General features: G+C 33.4%; 7 protein-coding genes and 1 pseudogene. 6 read left to right on the top strand and 2 right to left on the bottom strand.

Going from position 1 to position 22,351, the window contains the following annotated elements; genetic code table 11:
* Positions 1–1,303 precede the first annotated feature (1,303 nt).
* From ACP6PM_RS21645 to ACP6PM_RS21625, 5 genes are all read left to right on the top strand, one after another.
* Complete coding sequence (locus tag ACP6PM_RS21645; RefSeq protein ID WP_426588278.1) at positions 1,304–3,184, top strand: caspase family protein; 1,881 nt, start codon at positions 1,304–1,306, stop codon at positions 3,182–3,184.
* Between the two features lie 195 nt (positions 3,185–3,379).
* Positions 3,380–9,094, top strand: a complete 5,715-nt coding sequence (locus tag ACP6PM_RS21640; protein ID WP_426588276.1) for a PAS domain S-box protein — start codon at positions 3,380–3,382, stop codon at positions 9,092–9,094.
* Positions 9,095–9,108: 14 nt separating this feature from the next.
* Positions 9,109–10,116: a GGDEF domain-containing response regulator gene (locus tag ACP6PM_RS21635; RefSeq protein WP_426588274.1), complete on the top strand. Its 1,008-nt coding sequence runs from the start codon at positions 9,109–9,111 to the stop codon at positions 10,114–10,116.
* A 700-nt stretch (positions 10,117–10,816) separates the two neighbouring features.
* Positions 10,817–15,151 carry a PAS domain-containing protein gene (locus tag ACP6PM_RS21630; protein ID WP_426588272.1) on the top strand — a complete coding sequence of 1,445 codons (4,335 nt, stop codon included), beginning with the start codon at positions 10,817–10,819 and terminating at the stop codon, positions 15,149–15,151.
* A gap of 441 nt (positions 15,152–15,592) precedes the next feature.
* Positions 15,593–17,428 carry a putative bifunctional diguanylate cyclase/phosphodiesterase gene (locus tag ACP6PM_RS21625; RefSeq protein ID WP_426588270.1) on the top strand — a complete coding sequence of 612 codons (1,836 nt, stop codon included), beginning with the start codon at positions 15,593–15,595 and terminating at the stop codon, positions 17,426–17,428.
* Positions 17,429–17,677: 249 nt separating this feature from the next.
* Here the strand turns inward: ACP6PM_RS21625 and ACP6PM_RS21620 are convergent, their stop codons facing one another.
* Together ACP6PM_RS21620 and ACP6PM_RS21615 are read right to left on the bottom strand one after the other, a co-directional pair.
* Positions 17,678–17,950, bottom strand: coding sequence for a hypothetical protein (locus ACP6PM_RS21620; RefSeq protein WP_426588268.1), 273 nt, complete (start codon positions 17,948–17,950; stop codon positions 17,678–17,680).
* Between the two features lie 311 nt (positions 17,951–18,261).
* Positions 18,262–19,647: a hypothetical protein gene (locus ACP6PM_RS21615; protein WP_426588266.1), complete on the bottom strand. Its 1,386-nt coding sequence runs from the start codon at positions 19,645–19,647 to the stop codon at positions 18,262–18,264.
* 1,380 nt (positions 19,648–21,027) lie between these two features.
* Between ACP6PM_RS21615 and ACP6PM_RS21610 the strand changes: the two are divergent.
* A pseudogene (locus ACP6PM_RS21610) lies at positions 21,028–21,533 on the top strand (acyl carrier protein phosphodiesterase).
* Positions 21,534–22,351 lie beyond the last annotated feature (818 nt).

Raw genomic sequence — 22,351 nt, 5'->3', positions numbered from 1 at the left:
TTGAGGTTTTTGTCTCTCTCACCTGCGCATTTACTAATCTAGCAACTCTACCTTGTACTGTCAACCCCTTTTCTCAACTTTTTTCCGGAAAATGATTATTTTACTCGTATACAATTAGCTGTATCTCTTACTAGAAGAGTTTTGTATGATTTTCAAATTTCACAAAAAAATATTAATATTCGCTTGTAAATCCAAGGAAAAATGTCCATTTTCTGCCTACATCAAAACTCTAAATTACTTTTATAGATAAATATTCCGACCTAATTACTGGAAGAATTTGGTATAAAAAAAAATATAATTATTTATTCTAAGATGTTTGGTTGAAATTATCAGGATAAATACTTAAAAGATTTGGTATTACTTATTATATGGATTATATGGCCTAATTCTCAAACAAGAAATCCTTTGAGAAAGTCACCCAAAATTTTGATACATACATATGCTGGGAAGACCCTATTTACAATCTCAAGGGGGAATGTTCACAATTCTCAAACCTTTTTTGCTAATTGGTATGGTGTATAACTTTATAATTTAACTATTGGCCTATTGGTACTTAGACATTTTATGGTGGAAAAAATGGCTGAAATTCAGTCTATGCAAGGGAATTAAATCGATGCTATAAAAAATGCTGAAACCCTTGACAGTTAAGGATTTATACCTTTTTGACGTGAAACCCTCTGCCTTATATATATTTGAGACTATTTTATGACTCTGTTTTGTTTAAGTCGCACTATTACGATTCGATATATCAAGATTCACTATTCCTTGGCCCTATGCAGTTTCCTTGGGTGTAATAACTGATTAGTTTTGTGGTTTTATGTCCATATACCAAGAGTCCAGGATGTGATATTAAAAACCTGAACATTAGAGTCACTATTTATTCTAGAGAGTAGGAATTTAACCTCAATGATTAGTATTACTAAGGTTATCCCGATCGCGGGACTGAGCTAAAATGGCCTAGGAATGTTATCTTAGGTACAGGTGATTTATTTAAGTATCACCTATAAAAAACTTTGACAATCCTAGAAAATTCTGTGTTTGTCTCTCATGGGTTGCACATTTAGTCTGAACTAACTACGTTAGCTGGCCATAACCGAATTATCCCAACTCCAAGATATCTAGGTCGCTCTAGATTAAGGAAATCCTTTAATAGCTACAATCAGACAATGAATTTGTAACTTATAGTGTCTGGAGCATTAATAAACCAAGACCAATATCATCAAGGAAAACATTACAAAAAAGGAATAGACACCACAATGTCTAACACTAACTACATTCTTCTCATTGATAGGATTTTTGGTTAATGAAAAATTACGCTTGCATTGCCATTGGTATAAATCAATACGAGTTTATTGAACCTCTCAGTTATGCTCAACAGGATGCAGAGGCACTGCATAATTTTGTACTGAACGAAGGAAATTTTTCAGCAGAACAATGTTTATTATTAAGCGACAATACTTCCACACCAATATGGGAACAGCCAACCTATCCTAGTAGAGAAAATATACTAGATATTATTGAAGGCTTTTGTAAAAAGCAATTGCAAGTAGAGAACTTTCTCTGGTATTTTTTCAGTGGTTATGGTGTTAGCTATCAAAATCAAGACTACCTGATGCCTATTGATGGTAATCCGACAGACCCTGAAGCGACAGGAATATCAATAAGAAAGCTACTAGAAAATTTGAGTAAATCTCCTGTAGAACAGGTTTTGGTTATCCTAGATATCAAGCATAGCCGTTTGACAAAAATGGACAATCAAGTCGGTGTTCAAGCACTAGAGCTAGCTAAAGAGTTAGAAATACCTCTGTTACTATCATGTCATCCTAACCAAGTTTCCTCTGAAACTTCTGCACTGCGCCTAGGATTTTTTACAGCAGCTCTTTTAGAAGGATTGCATTCTGGAAAATGTACAACACTAAAAAATCTTGATAATTTCTTAAGTAATCGCTTACCAGAATTATGTACTGAACATCTGCAACCAAAGCAAAATCCTCTGATGATGGTAAATCCTAGTGATAAAATTAATCAAATAATTTTACCTCAAAAAATTCAGGTTGATTCTAACTCTACTCCAGAAAAAGTGGGTGTAATTGTTCAATCTTTAATAGGTTCTAGAACAACAAAACAAGTTTCAAATTCTGTAAAAACTTCTATAACAACAAAAACTACCCAAACAGAGATGGTAAATGGGAATATAAATAATAATACAGTTGCATCTCAACGAAATAGCAAAAACAATATAAAACAAGTAGAAATGCCGGAAAATATTGCTCAAAATATCCAGCCAGATAAATCCTTTTTACAAAAGTTAATTTTAGGAAGTAGTCTCACTTCTTTAGTGCTACTATTGGGTGTGTTTTCAACCAATAAGTCTATATTTTTCAGTAAACAGATAGTGGGTGAAGGTAATTTACCGACTTTAAAAACTGAGGAAGATAATTCATCAGAAGCAACTTTACAAACATCAACTGTAGTATCTCCTGCTGAAGGTAAATCTACGGCAAACACTTCTAGTACAGAAGGGGAGCAGCAAAAACAAGAAGAAAATCAACCCCCATCAAATCAATTAATATTATCTGAAGCTGTAACTGTACTTGATTCAGTTTCGGCTTCTACTTTCAGTCAGGCTATTATTAAAGCGTCTCAAATTCCTCAAAGCGATCCACTCTACCCTGAAGCACAAAATAAAATAGAACGCTGGAGTTTGACTATTCTTGATATAGCCAGTGGACGAGCATTAAAAGGAGATTATGATGGTGCAATTAATGCAGCGAAATTAGTACCTCGGAATGTCGGACCAATTTATCAAGAAGCACAGTTGGCCATCGCAGCATGGGAACCACAAATAGCTAGACAAAAAAAAGAAGCTGAAGGGTTTAATGAAGCATTACTCAAATCTGCGAAGGAACAGATTAAACCTGGACAAGCTTCTTCTTATTTTAAAGCAATTAATGAAGCTCGTAAAATTCGCTCTGGTGAGCCTAGATATGAAGAAGCTGAAAAACTAATTGCTCAGTGGAGTAATACAATTTTGAGTATTGCTCAAGTACGGGCCAAGAATAAAAACTTGAGTGAGGCTATTTTAGCTGGTGAGTTAGTTCCTTCTGGAACACCAGCTTATGAGTCTGCTCAAAAAGCACTGGCAGATTGGAAGAGTCAAAAACAAACAAAGAAAAAAAATTGAACAAATAAAATATTTATAGATGATAACTCCACGAGCCATTTTTGAAAGACAGAAGCATAACTTTGGGTATGCCCAACCCAAATCGATAAAAGCCAATCGATAAATTAACCCTTGACGGGAGAAAATTAATATCAGACACATAGCTGATTAACCCAAGAATCTCAGAATTTCTGTCAACCAGGAACCTCATCTACTATGACTTATGGTTATGGCCAGCTTCAATCCCAAAAATTCGATCGAGCCTTAGAAGCATCGATCCATCAAGCCTGTGTCAGTATTGGTGCTGATTACGCAGAGGTATGGATACCAAACAATAGTGGTAGTAGGATAGAATGTAGTCCAATTTGGTATGGAAGACCTGAGATTCAAAAATTACTAACAAAGTTTCATAGCTACAGTCAGGAAATAACATTGCCTCCAAGCATTGATATGCCTGGTCGAATTTGGGTTTCTCAACAGCCAGAGTGGGAAGAAGATATTGGTAGTCTACCAGAAACAATATATCTGCGGACTGTAAAAGCAACTGAAGTAGGGCTGAAAACAGCTTTAGGATTTCCAATTATAGCTAACAATACTGTTGTTGCAGTTATTATTTTTTATCTCAGAGAAATACGCGAATACGATCGAAAGATAGTAGATTTAATATCTACTTTTACCAATTTAGGAACATTAATTTCAAATATATCTACTCCAACGAGACTTCTAGATAATCAAGATTACTTTCGCTTAATGGTTGAAAGTAATTGTGATGCAGTAACAATTATAGATATTGGTGGAAATATTTTATATAACAATCCGGTTGTAGAGGAAGTATTAGGTTATCAACCACAAGAATTAATTGGCAAAAATTTGCTTAATTTTGTTCATCAGGATGATTTTGTATCGGTCATAGATAAATTAACGGAAATTATTCATAATCCGAAATTAACAGTAAAAATAGAAGCAAGATTGTATCATAATGATGGTTTATGGCATTTTTATGACATGAGGATTAAAGATTTTCTCCGAACATCAGAAGTTGAACAAATAATAGTTTATAGTCGCGATATTTCAGAATCAAAGTCGGAAAAATTATTACTGGGGCAAGATTTTTTTTTTGCAGAAGAAATCATCAAAAATAGTAGATATGGAATAGTCAAATTTGATGTTGACTATAATTGTATAGATTGGAATCCTAGGATTGAACAGATATCCGGAATTAGTAGAAAAGATGCTATAAAAAAATCAATATTTGAAATATTCCCCTTCACTATCAACGACAAAAATTTCAAAGAAAATAACTCTTGTCAATCCCAAATAATTAATAGTAAAGAAATTTTTAGTGAAACCATAAATAATACTCAAGTCAAGAGTGAAAAAGAAATATTCTTGGAATATCATTATTCTCCTGTAAATGATGAAAATAATCAATTTATTGGTGGATTAATTACTATTTGTGAAATTACTGAAAACCATGAGATAGACGAAAATAAACAAGAAAAAGAGATGTTTAAAGACTTGCTACTGGAACATACACCTGTAGCAGCAGTTATTTTTGACCGAGATATGCGCTACTTATGGGCATCTAAACTTTGGTTAACTGATAACAATTTGACAGAAAAAGATATTATTGGGCGTACTCACTATGAAATTTTTCCAAATATAGACGATCGCTGGCAGCAAATTTATAGAGCTTGTCTAGCAGGAGAAGTGGAAAAAGGTGAAGAAGAGCGGTTTCTCAAAGCAGATGGTTCCCTGGAGTGGATACGATGGGAAATTCACCCTTGGCGGAATAGCAAAGGTGAGATAGGTGGCATAATTATGTTCACTGAGGTAATCACAAATTATAAATTAGCACAGAAAGAACTTGCGGATATTAATGCAAATCTACAACAAGTTTTTGATGGAGCCACAGAAGTTGCGATTATTACCACAGATATTAATGGTCAGATTACCACTTTTAATTCTGGTGCTGAAAAACTATTGGGTTATTCTAGAAAAGAAGTAGTAGGTAAACAAAACCTCACATTTTTTAATCAAAAATCCCAACTAATAGAACGCAGCAAAAAACTAACTCAGCAATTAAATAATCCAATTAAAGATTTTGATATTTTAGTAGAATCAGCAAAACAAGGAATTTCTGAACCTCAAGAATGGCATTACGTTAAAAAAGATGGTTCTAATATTTTAGTAAGCTTAACGATCGCGAGTGAACGGGATAGTGAAGGAAAAATTATTGGATTTATTGGTATTGCTACTGATATTACACAAGAAAAACAGGCAGAAACAGAACTAAAAGAAGCAGAAGCAGTAATTAGAGAACTCTACACAGTAGCTTCAGAAACTGACTTAGACTTGGATGCTATTTTACAAAGAATTTTGAGTATGGGGCAAATACGATATAGAACAGAAATAGGCATTTTAGCAAAAATAACAGAAGAACGTTATGAAGTAGTCGCCTCTGAATTACCCTTGGGATTTCCTTTTCCCATCAAAGCAGGAGATATAACTAATGTAAAACAGACTTATTGTAGCGAAACTATTCAAAAAAATGAACCAATTAGTTTTGAAACTGCCAAAAATTCAGAATGGCAGAATCATCCCGCTTATGCTCAAACATTTTTTAAGTTAGAAACTTATATAGGGTTTCGTGTCATGGTAGAAGGAAAAATCTATGGCACTCTCAGCTTTGCCAGTCCATATCCCAAACAAGAACCCTTCAAAGAAAGCGATCGCCACCTATTAAAATTAATGGCGCAATGGGTAGGCAATCAAATAGAACGTCATTCTTCAAAAGCTGCCTTAGAAAACCAAATCAAACAAATTCTACTTCACAAACAGTTAACCACACAAATCCGTTCTACCCTAGACAGTGAGAAAATTTTTCAAACAGCAGTCAAACTAATTGGTCAGACGTTTAAAGTAAATCGCTGCCTAATATATTACTATATTGCTGAACCATCACAACAGATTCCTCTAGTAGCAGAATATCTTGAGCTTGGCTATGAACCAACGCAAGGTTTATCATTGGCATTGACAGAAAACCATAATCTGGAAAAAGTATTAGCTCACGATCGAGCCATGAGCAGCGAAAATACCTACCTAGATCCATTATTAATGAAAGATACTGAGGTTTGTTGCTTATTAGGAGTCAAGTCAATATTAGCAGTTCGCACTTCCTACAAAGGAAAACCTAATGGAGTAATTGTTTTACATCAATGCGATCGCTACCGTCATTGGGAAGATGAAGAAATCGATCTATTAGAGTCAGTGGCAGCACAAGTAGGAATTGCTCTAGCACAAGCAGATCACTTAGAGCAAGAAAAACAAAGACAAATGCAACTACAAACTGAAAATGTAGAATTAGAAAAAGCTAAACAAGAAGCTGAATCTGCTAATCGAGCCAAAAGTGAATTTTTAGCAATGATGAGTCACGAAATTAGGACTCCTATGAATGCAATAATTGGCATGACTGGGTTATTACTAGATACAGAATTAGACTCTCAACAACAAGATTTTGTAGATACTATCCGTAATAGTAGCGATTCATTACTGACAATTATTAATGACATTCTTGATTTTTCTAAAATTGAATCTGGCAAACTAGAATTAGAAGATCAGCCATTTAATCTCCGAAGTTGTGTAGAATCAGCCTTAGATTTAGTAGCCTCCCAAGCAGGTGCTAAAGGTTTAGAATTAGTGTACATTATAAATCAAGATACTCCTGAAGCGATAGTAGGAGATGTGACAAGACTACGGCAAATACTTGCTAACTTACTTTCTAATGCAGTTAAATTTACCCCTAGAGGAGAAGTCATTGTTTCAGTGAATGGGAAAAAATGGTTATCAGCTCATAAGGAATTATCTCAGCTCAAAAATAGTGATAATAACCAAACCAACACAAATTCTGTGAGTAAGAAAATTAACACACCCTTTGACAACCTATATGAGATAGAATTTGCTGTCAAAGATACAGGTATAGGGATTCCTGAAAAGCGATTAGAAAGATTATTTAAGCCTTTTAGTCAAATTGATGCTTCTATGACTCGACAATATGGCGGTACAGGATTAGGTTTAGCCATTAGCAAACGTTTAAGTGAAGCTATGGGTGGCAATATGTGGGTGGAAACGGAAGTAGGTAAAGGTTCCACATTTCATTTTACTATGACGGCAATGGCAACTGAAAACACTACAGAATCTGACCTGAAACAACTACAACCTGAACTCACTGGGAAAAAACTACTTGTTGTAGATGATAATGCAACTAATCGTAAAATTCTTAGCCTCCAGGTAAAATCTTGGGGAATGAAAGTGGAAGCAGTGGAGTCAGGAGCAGCAGCTTTAAAGTTAATTAACTCTGGGAAAAAATTTGATCTTGCGATACTAGATTTGCAAATGCCAGAAATGGACGGTTTAACCCTAGCAGAGCAAATTCAATCTATACCAGATTATCAAGGATTACCTTTGGTCATGCTCAGTTCGGTAGGTAAACTGACATCAGAAGAAATTGCAGGTAGAGCCTCATTTGCAGCTTTTGTAAGTAAGCCAATTAAACAGTCTAATTTATATGAGATGTTAGTTTCTGTACTTGGAAAACAAGCAATATCATTTAAACCGAAAACTTATGAAGCAAAATTAATATTGAGTAATGAAGCAGAATTTAGGTTGTTACCATTACGCATCCTGGTAGCGGAGGATGTAGTTGTGAATCAGAAAGTAGCTATACTCGTCTTAGAGAGACTGGGTTATCGTGCTGATGTGGCAAATAATGGATTAGAAGCTCTAGAAGCATTACGTCGTCAAAACTACGATCTAGTTTTTATGGATGTACAAATGCCAGAAATGGATGGTTTAGAGGCAACAAGACGAATTTGCCAAATTTTCCCTGAAGCTAAACGACCTTGGATCATAGCTATGACTGCTCATGCGATGCGGGGCGATCGCGAAGAATGCTTAGAAGCAGGAATGAATGACTATATAAGTAAACCAGTTCGAGTAGAAGCATTAATTAAGGCATTAAAAAATTATATTAGCTACAAACAGTTAGAACAAATGGATGAGTTATCAATAAGGAGTCAGGAGGGGGAAGAAGCAGAAACAGAGGTTGATTTAAAAAAATCAAATCAAGTTAATCAAGAGTTAATTCCAGAAGTAAATGTCAATTTGCTGGAAAATCAAAATCAAGTAGAATCAAATATTAGTGTTCCAAATAATCTGGCATCACAGGAAGAGGAAAGAAGTGAAAGTTCATCTTCAGTAGATTCTTTCAACGAACAGACATCAAATTTGACAACTCCACCTATTGATGAGTTATCAATTAGAAGTCAGGAGTTAGGAAGGGGAGCCGTATCCTTGGTGACGTACAGTCCTCAGCAGTCAGAAGTTGGAACAGAAACAGAGGCTGATTGTAAATCAAATCAAGTTAATCAAGAGTTAATTCCAGAAGCAAATGTGAATCTGCTGGAAAATCAAAATCAAGCAGAATCAAATATTAGTGTTCCAAATAATTTGGCATCACAGGAAGAGGAAAAAAGTGAAAGTTCATCTTCAGTAGATTCTTTCAACGAACAGACATCAAATTTGACAATTCCACCTATTGATAAATTAGTGTTTGAATATCTAAAAGAACAAGCAGCAGGAGGAGATGAAATTATTTTAAAAGAAATAATTAACAGTTACTTAGAAGAAGCTCCTCAAAAAAGAGAGGCAATTTTAGCAGCAATAGTAGCTAAAAATCCAGTTGAATTGAGAAATTCTTCCCATGCTCTAAAATCTCTTAGTTTAACTATGGGAGCTAATAATTTAGCCGAACTATGTGGGAAATTAGAAGCAATAGGTCGTATGAGTACAACAGAAAATGCAGAGGAACTAATGAAATTAATTGACCAAGAATATCATACAGTTAAAACAGCGTTGAAATCAAAAATTTGAAATAAATTGAGAAAATGATTAAGCCAGATTTTTGGACTGTACCACCACGAATATTGATAGTTGATGATGAAAAGACTATTCGACTAATATTACGTCGTATATTGGAGAAAGATGGTTATCAAGTTATTGAAGCAAATAATGGAGAAGAATGCTTAGAAATTTGTCAAAAACAATTAGCAAATATGATATTAATGGATGCAATGATGCCAGGAATGGATGGTTTTACCTGTTGTGGTAAATTACATAAGCTATTGGGAGAAAATAGTCCACCAGTATTAATGATTACAGTGCTTGACGACCAAGCATCTGTTGATTTAGCATTCCAAGTAGGAGCAACGGATTATGTGACGAAACCAATTCACTGGGCAGTTTTACGTCAACGGGTGCGACGCTTATTGGAAATTCAATGGGCAATGAGTGAACTGCGACGACAAGTAGAAAAACAGCAGATGTTGACTGAAAAATTGGAAAAAGTAAATCAAGAATTGGAACGTTTAGCTTCTGTAGATAGTTTAACAATGATTGCTAACCGTCGCCAGTTTGATCGGTTTATAGAAACTGAGTGGAAACGTGCTCAGAGAAATGATTTACCATTATCAATTATAATATGCGATGTAGATTTTTTTAAAGCTTATAATGATACTTATGGCCATCCAGCAGGAGACAGTTGCTTAAAGAAAGTTGCTGACATTATTATTCGTAATGTTGGTCGTCCTGCTGATTTAGTAGCTCGTTATGGTGGTGAAGAATTTGTAATTGTTTTATCAGAAACAGATAGAGAAGGAGCAGTTCATATTGCCGAAAAAATTCGTCAAAGTATCAAAGATGCTGGTATTCCTCATCAGGGTTCAAAAGTTACTAATTGTGTCACAATTAGTTGTGGAGTTGCTAGTAGAAAATTATGCTTAGGGAAAGAAAAATCTGAATCTCAACCTAGCGATTTGATTAGGAAAGCAGATTTAGCACTTTATGAGGCTAAATTTCAAGGTCGCGACCGAGTTTGTGTTGATTCGAGAAGTTAAGCAATTATCATTGAACAGGGAATAGGGAATAGGGAATAGGGGAAGATACAATTATTTTTAATTTAGAGATAATTAAGAATCATTATTATGATCAAGTTAACTATAGTAATTCTTATACTTGTGAAGTACATAGTTATATCATGTCCGGATAATCAGTGATCAAAAAAGTTTTTGTTTGTAGTATTGCTCTAGCCCGAAATATAGTTCTGGCTAGAGCAATACTACGAACTCTAATTATAACTATTTAACCGGACATGATATTATAGATTTTTATGAAAAGGGAAGAGAAAAGAAGAAAATTAAGTGTAGCTAATATCAAATCTGCCGGCTTTCGAGTCATATAATTTCTACTATAAATTTGTTGATAAACTATGTTTGTATTAGATACAGCGCTTCCCAAAAAACCAGGTTTGTGTAGGGTTTTATAATACCAAATACTATCAGATTTTATATTATATTCGGTAGAAAAGTTATAATGAGGTTCGTAATAGGGTTTTAGCCCCATAAATATATCTTTCGGGCTAAAGCCCTACTACAAACAAAAACTTTATTATAAGTAATTATCCGCAATTCGTAGCTCTCTCGGAGGGGGGACATGATATTATATCACTGGATTAAGAAACAGTAAAATAAATTATAATTAATAATAGTTGAGGTGAAAATGATGGTAATTTTACCAGTAAAAAGGCTGCTCACAAAAATGAGCAATTATCTAATTTCAGAAAATATTATTTTCCGGAAAAATTGTCAAGTGTCATTGCGAGTTTTTTGGTTAATATCTTTGATTACTCCGATATATATTACAGTTGGGTTTTTCGGCTGGACATTATTACAAAAAGAACGAAGTGTAGTTAAAGAATTAGCAAATCAATCTAATATTAAAATTGGTCATCATGTTACTCAGGATTTAGATAATTATTTGGAAGCTCCCGATCTAATCTATCAAATTAACCAAGATTTAATTAAGTTGAGGTTACTAAATTTTAATGATTTAACGGATACAAGAAGTTTGTTTTTGCAGCAAATTAAACGGTTTAATGTTAGTCAGATTAATTTTGGCAGTGCTAATGGCGAATTTGTGGCAGTTAAGAGAAATAATGAGAATAGTTTTGTCATCAAATTAATAACTAAATCAAATTCAGAAACTATCATCGAATTTGGGATAGACTCAGAAGGGAATATTACAGAAACATCTAAAAGTTACGAAGATAATTATCAAACTGAAAGTTGGTATGAAGATGCAGTTAATGCAGGTAAACCTGTCTGGAGTCAAATTTATAATGGGGATGATTCAGAAGAATTGTTTGCTATCTCAGCTAGTTATCCAGTCTACAACCAGAATAATAGTCTGATTGGAGTATTGGCAGTTGAGTTGCATATCTCACAGATTGATAAATTACTTCAAAAAGTGAATATTAGTGAATCTGGTGTGATTTATCTTATAGAAAAATCTGGGTCAATTGTAGCGAGTTCTTTGAATGAAACATCAGAGTATAAATTTGATATTTCAGGCAAGCAATTACCTATTACCAAAAGTCAGGAACAACTTATTCAAGAAATAATAAATAAATCGCTAGAAAAACCAAGTGGTTTTAATCAATTTAAACAAAACCAACAATTAGAATTAGAATTTCAAGGCAAACAATATTTTGTAGACTTAATCTCTAGGGAAAATAAAAATGGCTTAGATTGGTTAATTTTAGTAGCTGTGCCAGCATCAGAATTTATGGCACAAATTAATCAAAATGGTAAACTGACTATCTTGTTATGTTTATTAGCAATAACCATAGCTACTTACTTAGGTATCTTAATATCTCGCTGGATGACTAAACCAATATATAAATTATTAAAAGCTACTCAAAAAAGTAATATTCTTGAAGAAGATTTATCCCTAAAGCAAGAGATAGTTAAGTTTACCGAAATAGAAAATTTAGCAGAATCCTTTAAGCAAATAAATGAGGGTATAAAAAATAAATTTAGAGAAAGCGATCGCTTTTTTAATCTTTCTGTTGATTTATTAGCAATTATTGGTACTGACGGTTATTTTAAACAGCTTAATTCAAGTTGGTCAAGAATTTTAGGTCACAGTATAGAAGAACTATTAGCAGTACCTTATCTTGAATTTGTACATCCAGAAGAAAAAAATATTACTATTGCAGAAACAAAAAAGATTTCTGAGGGTGCTACAGCTTTTAATTTCCAAAACCGTTATCGCACAAAAGATGGTTCCTATAAATGGTTAGCTTGGAATAGCGTTCCTTTATCAACAGAAAATTTAATCTATGCAGTGGTACGAGATATTACAGATGAAAAACAATCTATAGAACAGCTTTTTATTAATCAAAGACAATTAATAGAAGCTGAAAAAATTGCTGGTATGGGAACTTGGGAAAATGATTTAACTACAGGTGAGTTCATCTGTTCAGAAAAATTATCTTGTATTTTTTGTTTACCTTTCCAATCAACTTTTTTAACTAGGGAAGATTATTTAAAATTAGTTCATCCTGACGATTTACCAGCAATAAAAAAAGCAATTGATTTAGCAATTTACTATGGTCAAAACTTAAAAATTGAGCAAAGAATATTATGCTCTGGTGCTAAAGTAAAACATATATTAATTAGCGGAAAACCTATTTTCGATCGGGCAGGTAAAGTCATTAAACTTTTCGGCATAGTTTTAGATATTACCGAACGCAAAAAAACAGAAATAGCATTACGAGAAAGTGAAGACAAGTTTGATACAATAGCAGACAATATTAACAGTGTTTTCTGGATACAAGATGCGCAAAACAAGCAAATTATTTATGTTTCTCCTAGCTATGAAAAAGTATGGGGTTATAGCTGCGATGAGTTATACGCATCACAAAATTCTTTTCTAGATATTATTCATCCAGAAGACCACTCGAAAATAGAGAAAACTTTAGCAAACTTCCTGGAAGCAGAAGACGAACAACAATGTCGCATTGTACTACCTAATGGGGAAATACGTTGGATTTTGGTTTGTGGGTTTCCCATCAAAAATCATGTAGGGGAAGTTTATAGAATAGCTCGAATAGCACAAGACATTAGTGAATATCGACTGGTAGACACAAAACTACAACTGATTCAAGAAAGACTGCAACTTGCATTAGAAACTTCAGGAGATGGTTTATGGGATTGGAATATTACTACGGGGAAATGTTATTACAGTACCCTATGGTTAAAAATGTTAGGGTATGAGGAAAATGATCTACCCAGGAATTTTAAGAGTTGGGAAATGCTAATTCACCCTGAAGATAAAGACTGGGTAATGGATGCTTTGAATTTACATTTAGAAGATAGTTCATTTATTTTTGCCTTCGACTATCGACTACGAACTAAATCTGGTGAATGGAAGTGGATAGCAACTTATGGTAAAGTAGTAGCTCGAGATGAAACAGGTAAACCAGTTAGAATGATTTGTACTCATACAGATATCAGCGCTCGCAAAGCAGCAGAAGTAACTCTTAAGCAACAACTAGAATTAGAAAAACTGGTTTCCACTATCTCCACTAGCTTTATTAATCTTAATCCTAACCAAGTTGATAGCAGTCTCGAAATAGCATTAAAACAAGTTGGTGAGTTAACAAGTGCAGATCGTAGTTATCTGTTTTTAGTAAGTAGCGATCGAACTCAAGTTAGAAATACTTATCAGTGGTTTGCTACAGGAATAGAAGCTCAAATTGACAATCTAAAAAATCTTCCCATAGATGATTTACCATGGTTAATAGATAAACTCTATAAATTTGAAGTAGTGCATATACCTCTAGTCTCAAATTTACCTCTAGAAGCAAGCACTGAAAAACAAATACTCTCAGCACAGTCAATTCAATCTTTGTTATGTATCCCTATGGTTTCTGGAAATGAATTAATAGGTTTTATTGGGTTCGATGGAATTCGTCAATTATGCAAGTGGACAAATTCTACAATTAATTTGTTAAAAATTATCAGCGAGATTTTTGTTAGTGCTTTAGAATATCAGGAGGCAGAGTTAGCACTTCGGGAAAGCGAACAACGCTTTCGGATGATGGCAGATAGCGCTCCCGTATTAATTTGGATGTCTGGAAATGATAGCCTTTTTAGCTATTTGAATCAAACCTGGTTAAACTTTACTGGGCGTAGTTTACAACAAGAAATAGGGAATGGTTGGCAACAGGGTATTCACCCTGAAGATGTAGAACATTATCTGGAAACTTATCAAGCAAATTTTCATACCCACCAACCATTTACCATTGAATATCGCTTGAGAAGAGCAGATGGTAAATATAGTTGGGTTTTCGATACTGGGGTTCCAAGATTTAACCTGAATAATAGTTTTACTGGTTATATAGGTAGTTGTATTGATATTAGCGATCGCAAACAAGCAGAAGCACAAATTCAAAATTCTCTCCAGGAAAAAGACGTTTTGCTCAAAGAAATTCATCACCGAGTTAAGAATAACCTACACATTATTTCTAATTTATTGGATTTACAGTCAGATTATATTGAAGATGAAAAAGTTCTGGATTTATTTGCTGATAGCCAAAATAGGATTCAAACAATGGCTCTGATCCATGAACAACTCTATCAGTCAAAAGATTTAGGGCAAATTGATTTTAGTGAGTATATTCATACTCTGATAGATAATTTATTCTGTTCCTACAGTAACAGAGAAAGTATAATTAATCCGATAATTAATGTAGAACCTATAAGTCTGAATTTAGAAACAGCCATTCCTTGTGGTTTACTAATTAATGAATTGGTAACTAATTCCTTAAAATACGCTTTCCCTAATGGTGAAAATGGGGAATTAGGTATTGAATTACATCAAGATGAACAGGAAAAAATTTACCTTACAATCAGAGATAATGGTATTGGAATACCGGCAGATTTTGATTGGCAGAATAGTTCTTCTTTAGGTTTAAAGTTAGTGCGGATTCTCTCTAAACAATTAAAAGCTGAAATAGAGTTTGATGGTACTCAGGGTACAGTAGTTAATTTAAGATTTTTTCCTCTTAAGTACAAACCTAGATTTTAAACTAATATCATGTCTCTTTGAATACCCACAATAAAAAATTGAGGGAACAGGTATGGAGGGAACAGGTATGGAGGGAGGAATAAATCAAGACAACTATTTGTAAGTTAAAAATCTATGAATATATGTACCTTTCCACCTCTGGCATCTACCAAATTTCAATCTCTTGAAGTACTACCGCTTTTAGATTTTAGTCACTACGCATCTCTCTTAATACTTATTTTATAAACAGTCTCTAAGACAGCAAAGTAACACCTTCTAATTTTCTCCTTTCTCCCTCCTCTTTCATTCTGACTCCTGAGGACTCCCTCATTATTTATTAACTATTAAACCGGACATCATATTATTTCTTGTTCCTTGTTCCCTCTTCGCTATAGCTAAAGTTTTAAAACATTTTTAAACCAGTGGTATAATTTATAGATTGATACATACAGGTAAAATTTTATGAATGTTAATCAAAATACTTCTAAAACTCCCAAATCTCCTACGAAAATTTTAGTTGTTGAAGACGAACTAATTGCAGCAGAAAATATCGCTAGAAATCTTAAGAAATTAGGATATGAAGTAATTGGAATTGTAGACTCTGGTGAAGAAGCTATTCAAGCTGCAACAAACAACCATCCTAATTTAGTGCTAATGGATATTATGCTTCAAGGAGATTTAGATGGTATCGAAGCTGCTGGACATATTCGCTCTGAATTAAAAATACCTGTTATTTATATGACTGCTTATGCAGATGATGATACATTAGGGCGGGCAAAATTAACCGAACCTTATGGTTATTTAGTAAAGCCATTTAAACCTCAAGCTTTAAGAACTACAATTGAGATTGCTCTGCAAAAATATCAAGGTGAACAAGCAGTAGAATCATCCTACGTTAAGGAAATTGAAGAGGTAAAAAATAAGCTCGATCGGTTAACAAATCAAGAGGAGCTAACTTCTCTGACAAATCGAATCATCCTATCAGATAAGTTTGCTAAAGTTGTTAGTAAAATCCCAAGTTTTAAGGAACAAAATTCTCAACAAGAAAAAGATTTTACACCAACTATTTCTGTGATTTGTTTAGGCATTAATCGCTTCAAGCGGATCAATGATTTAGGATACGAGTGGGGCGATCTATTAATTAAATCTATAGTGAAAAGAATTAATAAGTTTATTAGTAAAAACAGTATTATTGCTCGCTTAAATACAGATGAGTTGGTAATTATATTGGAACCAATTAATACGAAAAGCGAAACTACAGTTCTAATCCAAAATATTTTAGAGCAATTTACTCAACCTTATGTATTAAACAAACAAAAGTTTTTGATTAGTGCTAATGCTGGAATTACTCTTTATCCTGTTGATGGTGAGCAACTTGGAAAATTACTTTTAAAAGCCAGGAATGCTATGGAATATAGTCGAATACAGGGAGATAATCGATTTAATTTTTATAAAAAAGAAGCAGGTAAACATCAAAATAATAATACATTAAAGTTAGAGAATAATTTATATTCAGCTTTGTCAAATAAACAATTTAAAATTTACTACCAACCAATAATTAATTTAAAAACAGGTCAAATTGTTGGTGCTGAAGCTCTAATACGCTGGCAAACTTCTGATGGTTCTATAATATTACCCGGACATTTTTTACCATTAGCAGAAGAAACAGGATTAATTGAAGCAATAGGGGAATTTGTTTTGAAAAGTGCTTGTGAAGATGTTAAAGCATTGCAAGATATTGGATTAGGAAAAATACGAGTAGGAGTTAACATATCTGCTCGCCAATTAAATCAATTAGATTTACGCAAGAAATTAGTTAAAGTTCTTTTAAATAGTGGTCTAGCTCCTAATTATGTCGAATTAGATATTAATGAAAGTGTATTGATTACAAATCAAACAACAGCTATACGGAGTTTACATGGTTTAAAAACTTTAGGTATTCAAATTGCTATAGATGATTTTGGTACAGGTTATTCTTCCTTAAGTTATCTGGAAAAATTTCCTATTGATTCGATAAAAATAAATCAAAACTTTATTAGAAAAATCAATATTAATTCTACTAACCAAGTTATAACATCAGCAATTATTTCAATGGCTCACAAACTAAATATGCGAGTCATCGCTGAAGGAGTCGAAACTGAAGAAGAATTAGCTTTTTTAGTTAAACATAACTGCGATGAACTTCAAGGTTATGTATTTAATCGTCCATTACCTTTGGTAGAATTTGCATCTTTAGCAGAATCTTTAGCTGGTTGTCCTCAGATGATTAATGATTGGATAAATCAAAACAAAAGTTGAAATAATCAAAACAAGTACCTGTGCAAAACGGATTTTAATCATGCTGGGTCTACGGAAAACTTAACAGGATACAAAAAATATATTCTGAGTAAATAGATATACAAATTAAGGTAGTCCTGCATGGTAATGGTGAGGATATATATTTTTTAATTTCTCGGACACTCCCTATTTCCCCATCTCCTCAAACTCCCGGTGCTTCCTTTACCATTACTATGCACCACCACCCAAATTAATACTAGAAAAAGAACTTCAAGACATCGGAACAACCTCCCAATTGTGTGCTTCTAGGATAGGTGCAATATCTATAACTGCTCGCTCTCGCAAGGTCATCACTTCTTTGACTTTACAAAGTCCTTCTAACTGAGTTTTATCCATAGAAACAGCTCGACTAACTATTTCATTATTTTTGCAGTATAAATAAGCATTAGCTTGATTATCTACACCTTGAAGTTGTAGATGGTGTACTTTTTGATCTTGATAAATAAAGTGATTTGGAGCAACAATTATTTTTATCTTTTTCATAAAAATCGTAGTTATATAGCAATAGAAGCAAAGGGTGCGGAAATTTCTAAATTATCAAACTAAGTCATAGATTATTTTTGACTTTTGATTTTTTAATTTTGCCTTGCGCGTAGCGCTATATTTTGATTTTATTGGCTATCTTATCTATTCTATAGACATCTGGTGATAATCAAAAATCAAATCAATCCCATACGCAAAAATCATCAATTCTTTCCCCCTACTCTGTACGGACGTTCGATGCAACGTCCCTACCTACTACCTACTCCCTCTTTTCCGGAGAGGTCTTATAGAGATAGTCATTTTTTATCAATTTAATCTGACTTAGTATCGAGGTTTCTTGAATTCAAAGTAGAATTAATTTGTTGTAATAATTTGTCTTTCTGTTTTTTGCTCTTCAATTCTGGCAATTCAGAAATATTTGTATCTTGTTCCTGAAACTTTTCTTCAGCGTTATTAACTAAATTTTTGTCTTGATTTAGATGTTCTTCAACAACCTTAGTAACTTTACTACTTATAGGATGTATAACTGAAGATGAATTAACTGCAGTTTTCTCCAAACTTGGTTGTTGAATTAATACTTCCAACCCATCTAATATTTTTTCAGAACGCTGATTATTTTCTACTATAGACTGAGCAGTATGTTTACCAGCTTCAGTCAAATTTTTCAGTTCAGAAATTTTGATAATTAAGTTATCAATTACTTGATTCATTTGACGACCAGCTTCTGATGTTTCGCTAACCAACTTTCCAATTTCATTAGTTATATGGCCAAGTTCAGGACTTGAATGGGTATCAACTATCGCAGTTTGTATGGCTAAATGTTTTGCTTGTTGACTAACTGTTTCAATTTGATTTGATGTAGAGTTAATTAGGTTCAGCTCATTTGTAAATAACTGACAAACATTAACGATTTCATCCATGTTCTGATTGATTGTTTGTACTCCATCAAATGTGGCATTAAATGCTTTTCTTCCCTCCTGAGATATTAAACCAGTAATTTCTTTTATTCTTTCGTTAAGATAATTAATTTGTTCTGATTGAGTAATTATTTCATTTTGCTTTTTTTCCAATAGCTTATTTCGAGCTAATATTTCTTGTTTTTGGATTTGTAATGCTTCTGTATGTTGCTGAAGTTTATCTTGTTTATTGTGTAGCTTATTTTTTAGCTGAAGTAAATGATTTTTAGCATTGCTTTTATAACGATATAACTCATTATTTACCTCTTTAAGTATATGAGATTGGGCGACAATCAAAGTTTGAAAATTTAGCAGAAAATATATAGAAAAATCAGGATTTTTTTTGTTGACAAATTGAACGACAATTGGATCGTAAAGATTTTCTGCAGAACGATTTAGTGCTATTTGTATAGCCAAGTTAATTTTTTCTTCAGCAGGTAATATTAAACAGTTATCATAGTATTTAGTTGCCTTTAAAAAATATTCAATTGGTCGTTTAATAAACAATTCTCTTCCATAGCGAGAACTCATTTGTTCGTGAAAGTAACGTCGAGAAACCATGCCAATAAACTTTTGATCCCAGACAACTATAACTCCAGGTAAGTCAACTTGTTCATTAAACTGAGATGACACTAATTCTACTGGAGTCATTGGACTTACTTGAAAGTCAATCAGTGGCAATTCTCTGAGAGTAGATTCAGAATTTAGCTTCGGTAAGTTAGATTTTAAAGTGTTTTCCATTTTACAAAACTCACTTAATTTATCAGGGAGATTAAGAAAAATCTAAGGGAATTTAATCATCATAATTTTGATTTATTGTATATTGTATTTCCCTCTAACGTCAATAATTATCTCTGACTAACTTCTATAAATATCGGTTGTTGTATAAATTATCTAAGGGGATTTATAGCGTTTATCACTAAGCGTGAGATACACTTTTATCTTTCTTCCCTGTTGCCTGTTGCCTATTGTCTGTTGCTTAAAGCAAACGAATTTTTACCGAATAATTAATAATTAAATAATTAAATAATTAAATAATTAAATAATTTAGCTTTGTTAGCCTTCCCTTGGATAGGGAAAAAAGCGGTCGGAAAGCGGAGCAGTCCGTAGGATGGGATGCCGAGGTCTCCTCGGCATCCCTCGACCGCTTTTTCTCCATGAATGGAGAGGCTTTATACCTTAATTTTTCGGTTAAATTAAACTTAAAATAATTACAAAAAGTAAATTTACCAAAACTATTCTGACTTCTGAATCCTGACTCCTGAATCCTCCAATTCAAAGAATTTTAATTATCACCAGGTACTTGGTTTATACTGTACTTAAGTATGTATCGTGCCGCTACGCGGAAGTTAAAAGTCAAAAGTCAAAAGTATTGATTAGTAAGGCTTTTAGGATTTTGTAACTGGTCAGTTATTTCCGCCATTCTGCAATAGTAATCCTATTTAATACCATTTCACGGAATTCAAAAGTCAAAAGTCATGCATTGAGTGCGTAATTCTAAGGTCTCCATTTCCTGCGGAAAGGCTACGCCAAAAGAATGTCATATCATGTCCGGTTGAATAGTTATAATTAAAGCTTGTAGTAGGGCTTTAGTCTGATAATGGATAGATAGGACTAAAGCCCTACTGCAAACAAAAATTTTTTGTTTCGCTGCGCGACATGAAACGCGTCAGCGGAACTGAGTTCTATCGTTAATTATCCGGACATGATATAAGACGCATATCTGACAGTCAAAAGTGAGATTTTATAAACTCATAATTTTTACACTACAGTAGTTTCAGGAAATTATTTCACATCTAAAGTTTGAAACTATTTGTGACATTTTTAAAGTGAATTGGTATAAGTTATAATATTTTGGTGGTAGTTAGGAGTCAGGAGTCAAGAGTCAGGTAGGGGAGCAGTCGGATTGGCAACGTACAAAATTTTCAAGGTTTTCACTTCAAATTAACTATTATAAAAATTGTTACAACCAATGAGCAGATTGCTATATATACAATTATTTTTATCTCTACTACTTAAACATATTTTCTGTTAGCTGTTTCCACTTCAGTGTTTCCTATCTAGAGCAAATATTCAAGTAATTGTTTCTAGGCACTTAATCAAATATCAAACTATCTATTTATGAACTATTTAGCTCATTTACTTTTAGCAAAAAATACTCCCGAATCACAAATAGGAAATCTACTAGGTGACTTTGTCAAAGGTTATCTAGAAGAATATGAAACTATTTATAGCCATGAAATTATCGTGGGAATCAAAATCCATCGTCAAGTTGATTATTTTACCGATACTCATCCAATATATTTGAGAAGTAAAAATCGGATTAGCAGTAGCCATAGACGTTTAGCACGAATAATTATTGATATTTGTTACGACCATTTTCTGGCAAATCACTGGAATTTATTTTGCAATGAAAACTTAGATGTGTTTGTGCAAAAAATCTACGTTATCTTGAAAGATAATCAGGAATTAACTTAACCTTTGTGCGCTTATCTAAACGTTTGAAGAGAGAAAATAATTTGGCTACTTCTGTTAATGAGCTGATGAAAAATTATCCTGAAATTGAGTCAGATTTTTTGATGTTTTTTCCAGAAGTGATGAATTATGTGAAAACTTTGCATAAGTAATAATAAATCTGGTGTAAGCATTCAGCTATTAGCAGTCAGCAATCAGCTTTTTTTGTCAACGAATTAAACATATTTGTTATGCATAGTTAAGGTCTTCAGATATGCTTTTCAAGAGTCAGGAGAAAATAACAATGTAAACATTTAGCTATTAGCAGTCAGCTTTTAGCTATTTCATAAATATTGATAATTAATTCAACTATTACGCTCTAGTTTTTAGATTTTAGATAAACTGTCTGGGTGGCGATAGTGCTACGCACCCCTACGGGTTTCATGTCGCCCAGCGAAACGCCTCACTTCTCACTGTGATTAATCATTAACTTAACTATTGCGCTGTAGTTTTTAGATTTTAGATAAACTGCCTGAGTGATGATAGTGCTACCCAGCCCTACAGGTTTCATGTCGCCCAGCGAAACGCCTCACTTCTGAGTGTGATTAATAATTAACAGGACTTACGCAGAGGTACTATATATATATAGTGCAAAAACTATATCGCTATAGTTTTTAAAACTACATACATGGTCTCTAGGTAAGTCCTCATTAATTCAACTATTGCGCTGTAGTTTTTAGATTTTAGATAAACTGCCTGAGTGGTGATAGTGGTACGCACCCCTACGGGTTTCATGTCGCCCAGCGAAACGCCTCACTTCTGAGTGTGATTAATAATTAACAGGACTTACGCAGAGGTACTATATATATATAGTGCAAAAACTGTATCGCTATAGTTTTTAAACCTACATTCCGCACGACAAAATGTAGCATGAAGAACGGAGACAGGAGACAGGAGACAGGAGACAGGAGGCAATTAAAGTGGTCAATAG

Source organism: Dapis brunnea BLCC-M229 (genome assembly GCF_050015995.1).
GTDB lineage: Bacteria > Cyanobacteriota > Cyanobacteriia > Cyanobacteriales > Microcoleaceae > Trichodesmium.
Note: the sequence above shows the minus strand (reverse complement) of the source record. Positions and strands in the feature narration are given on the sequence as shown.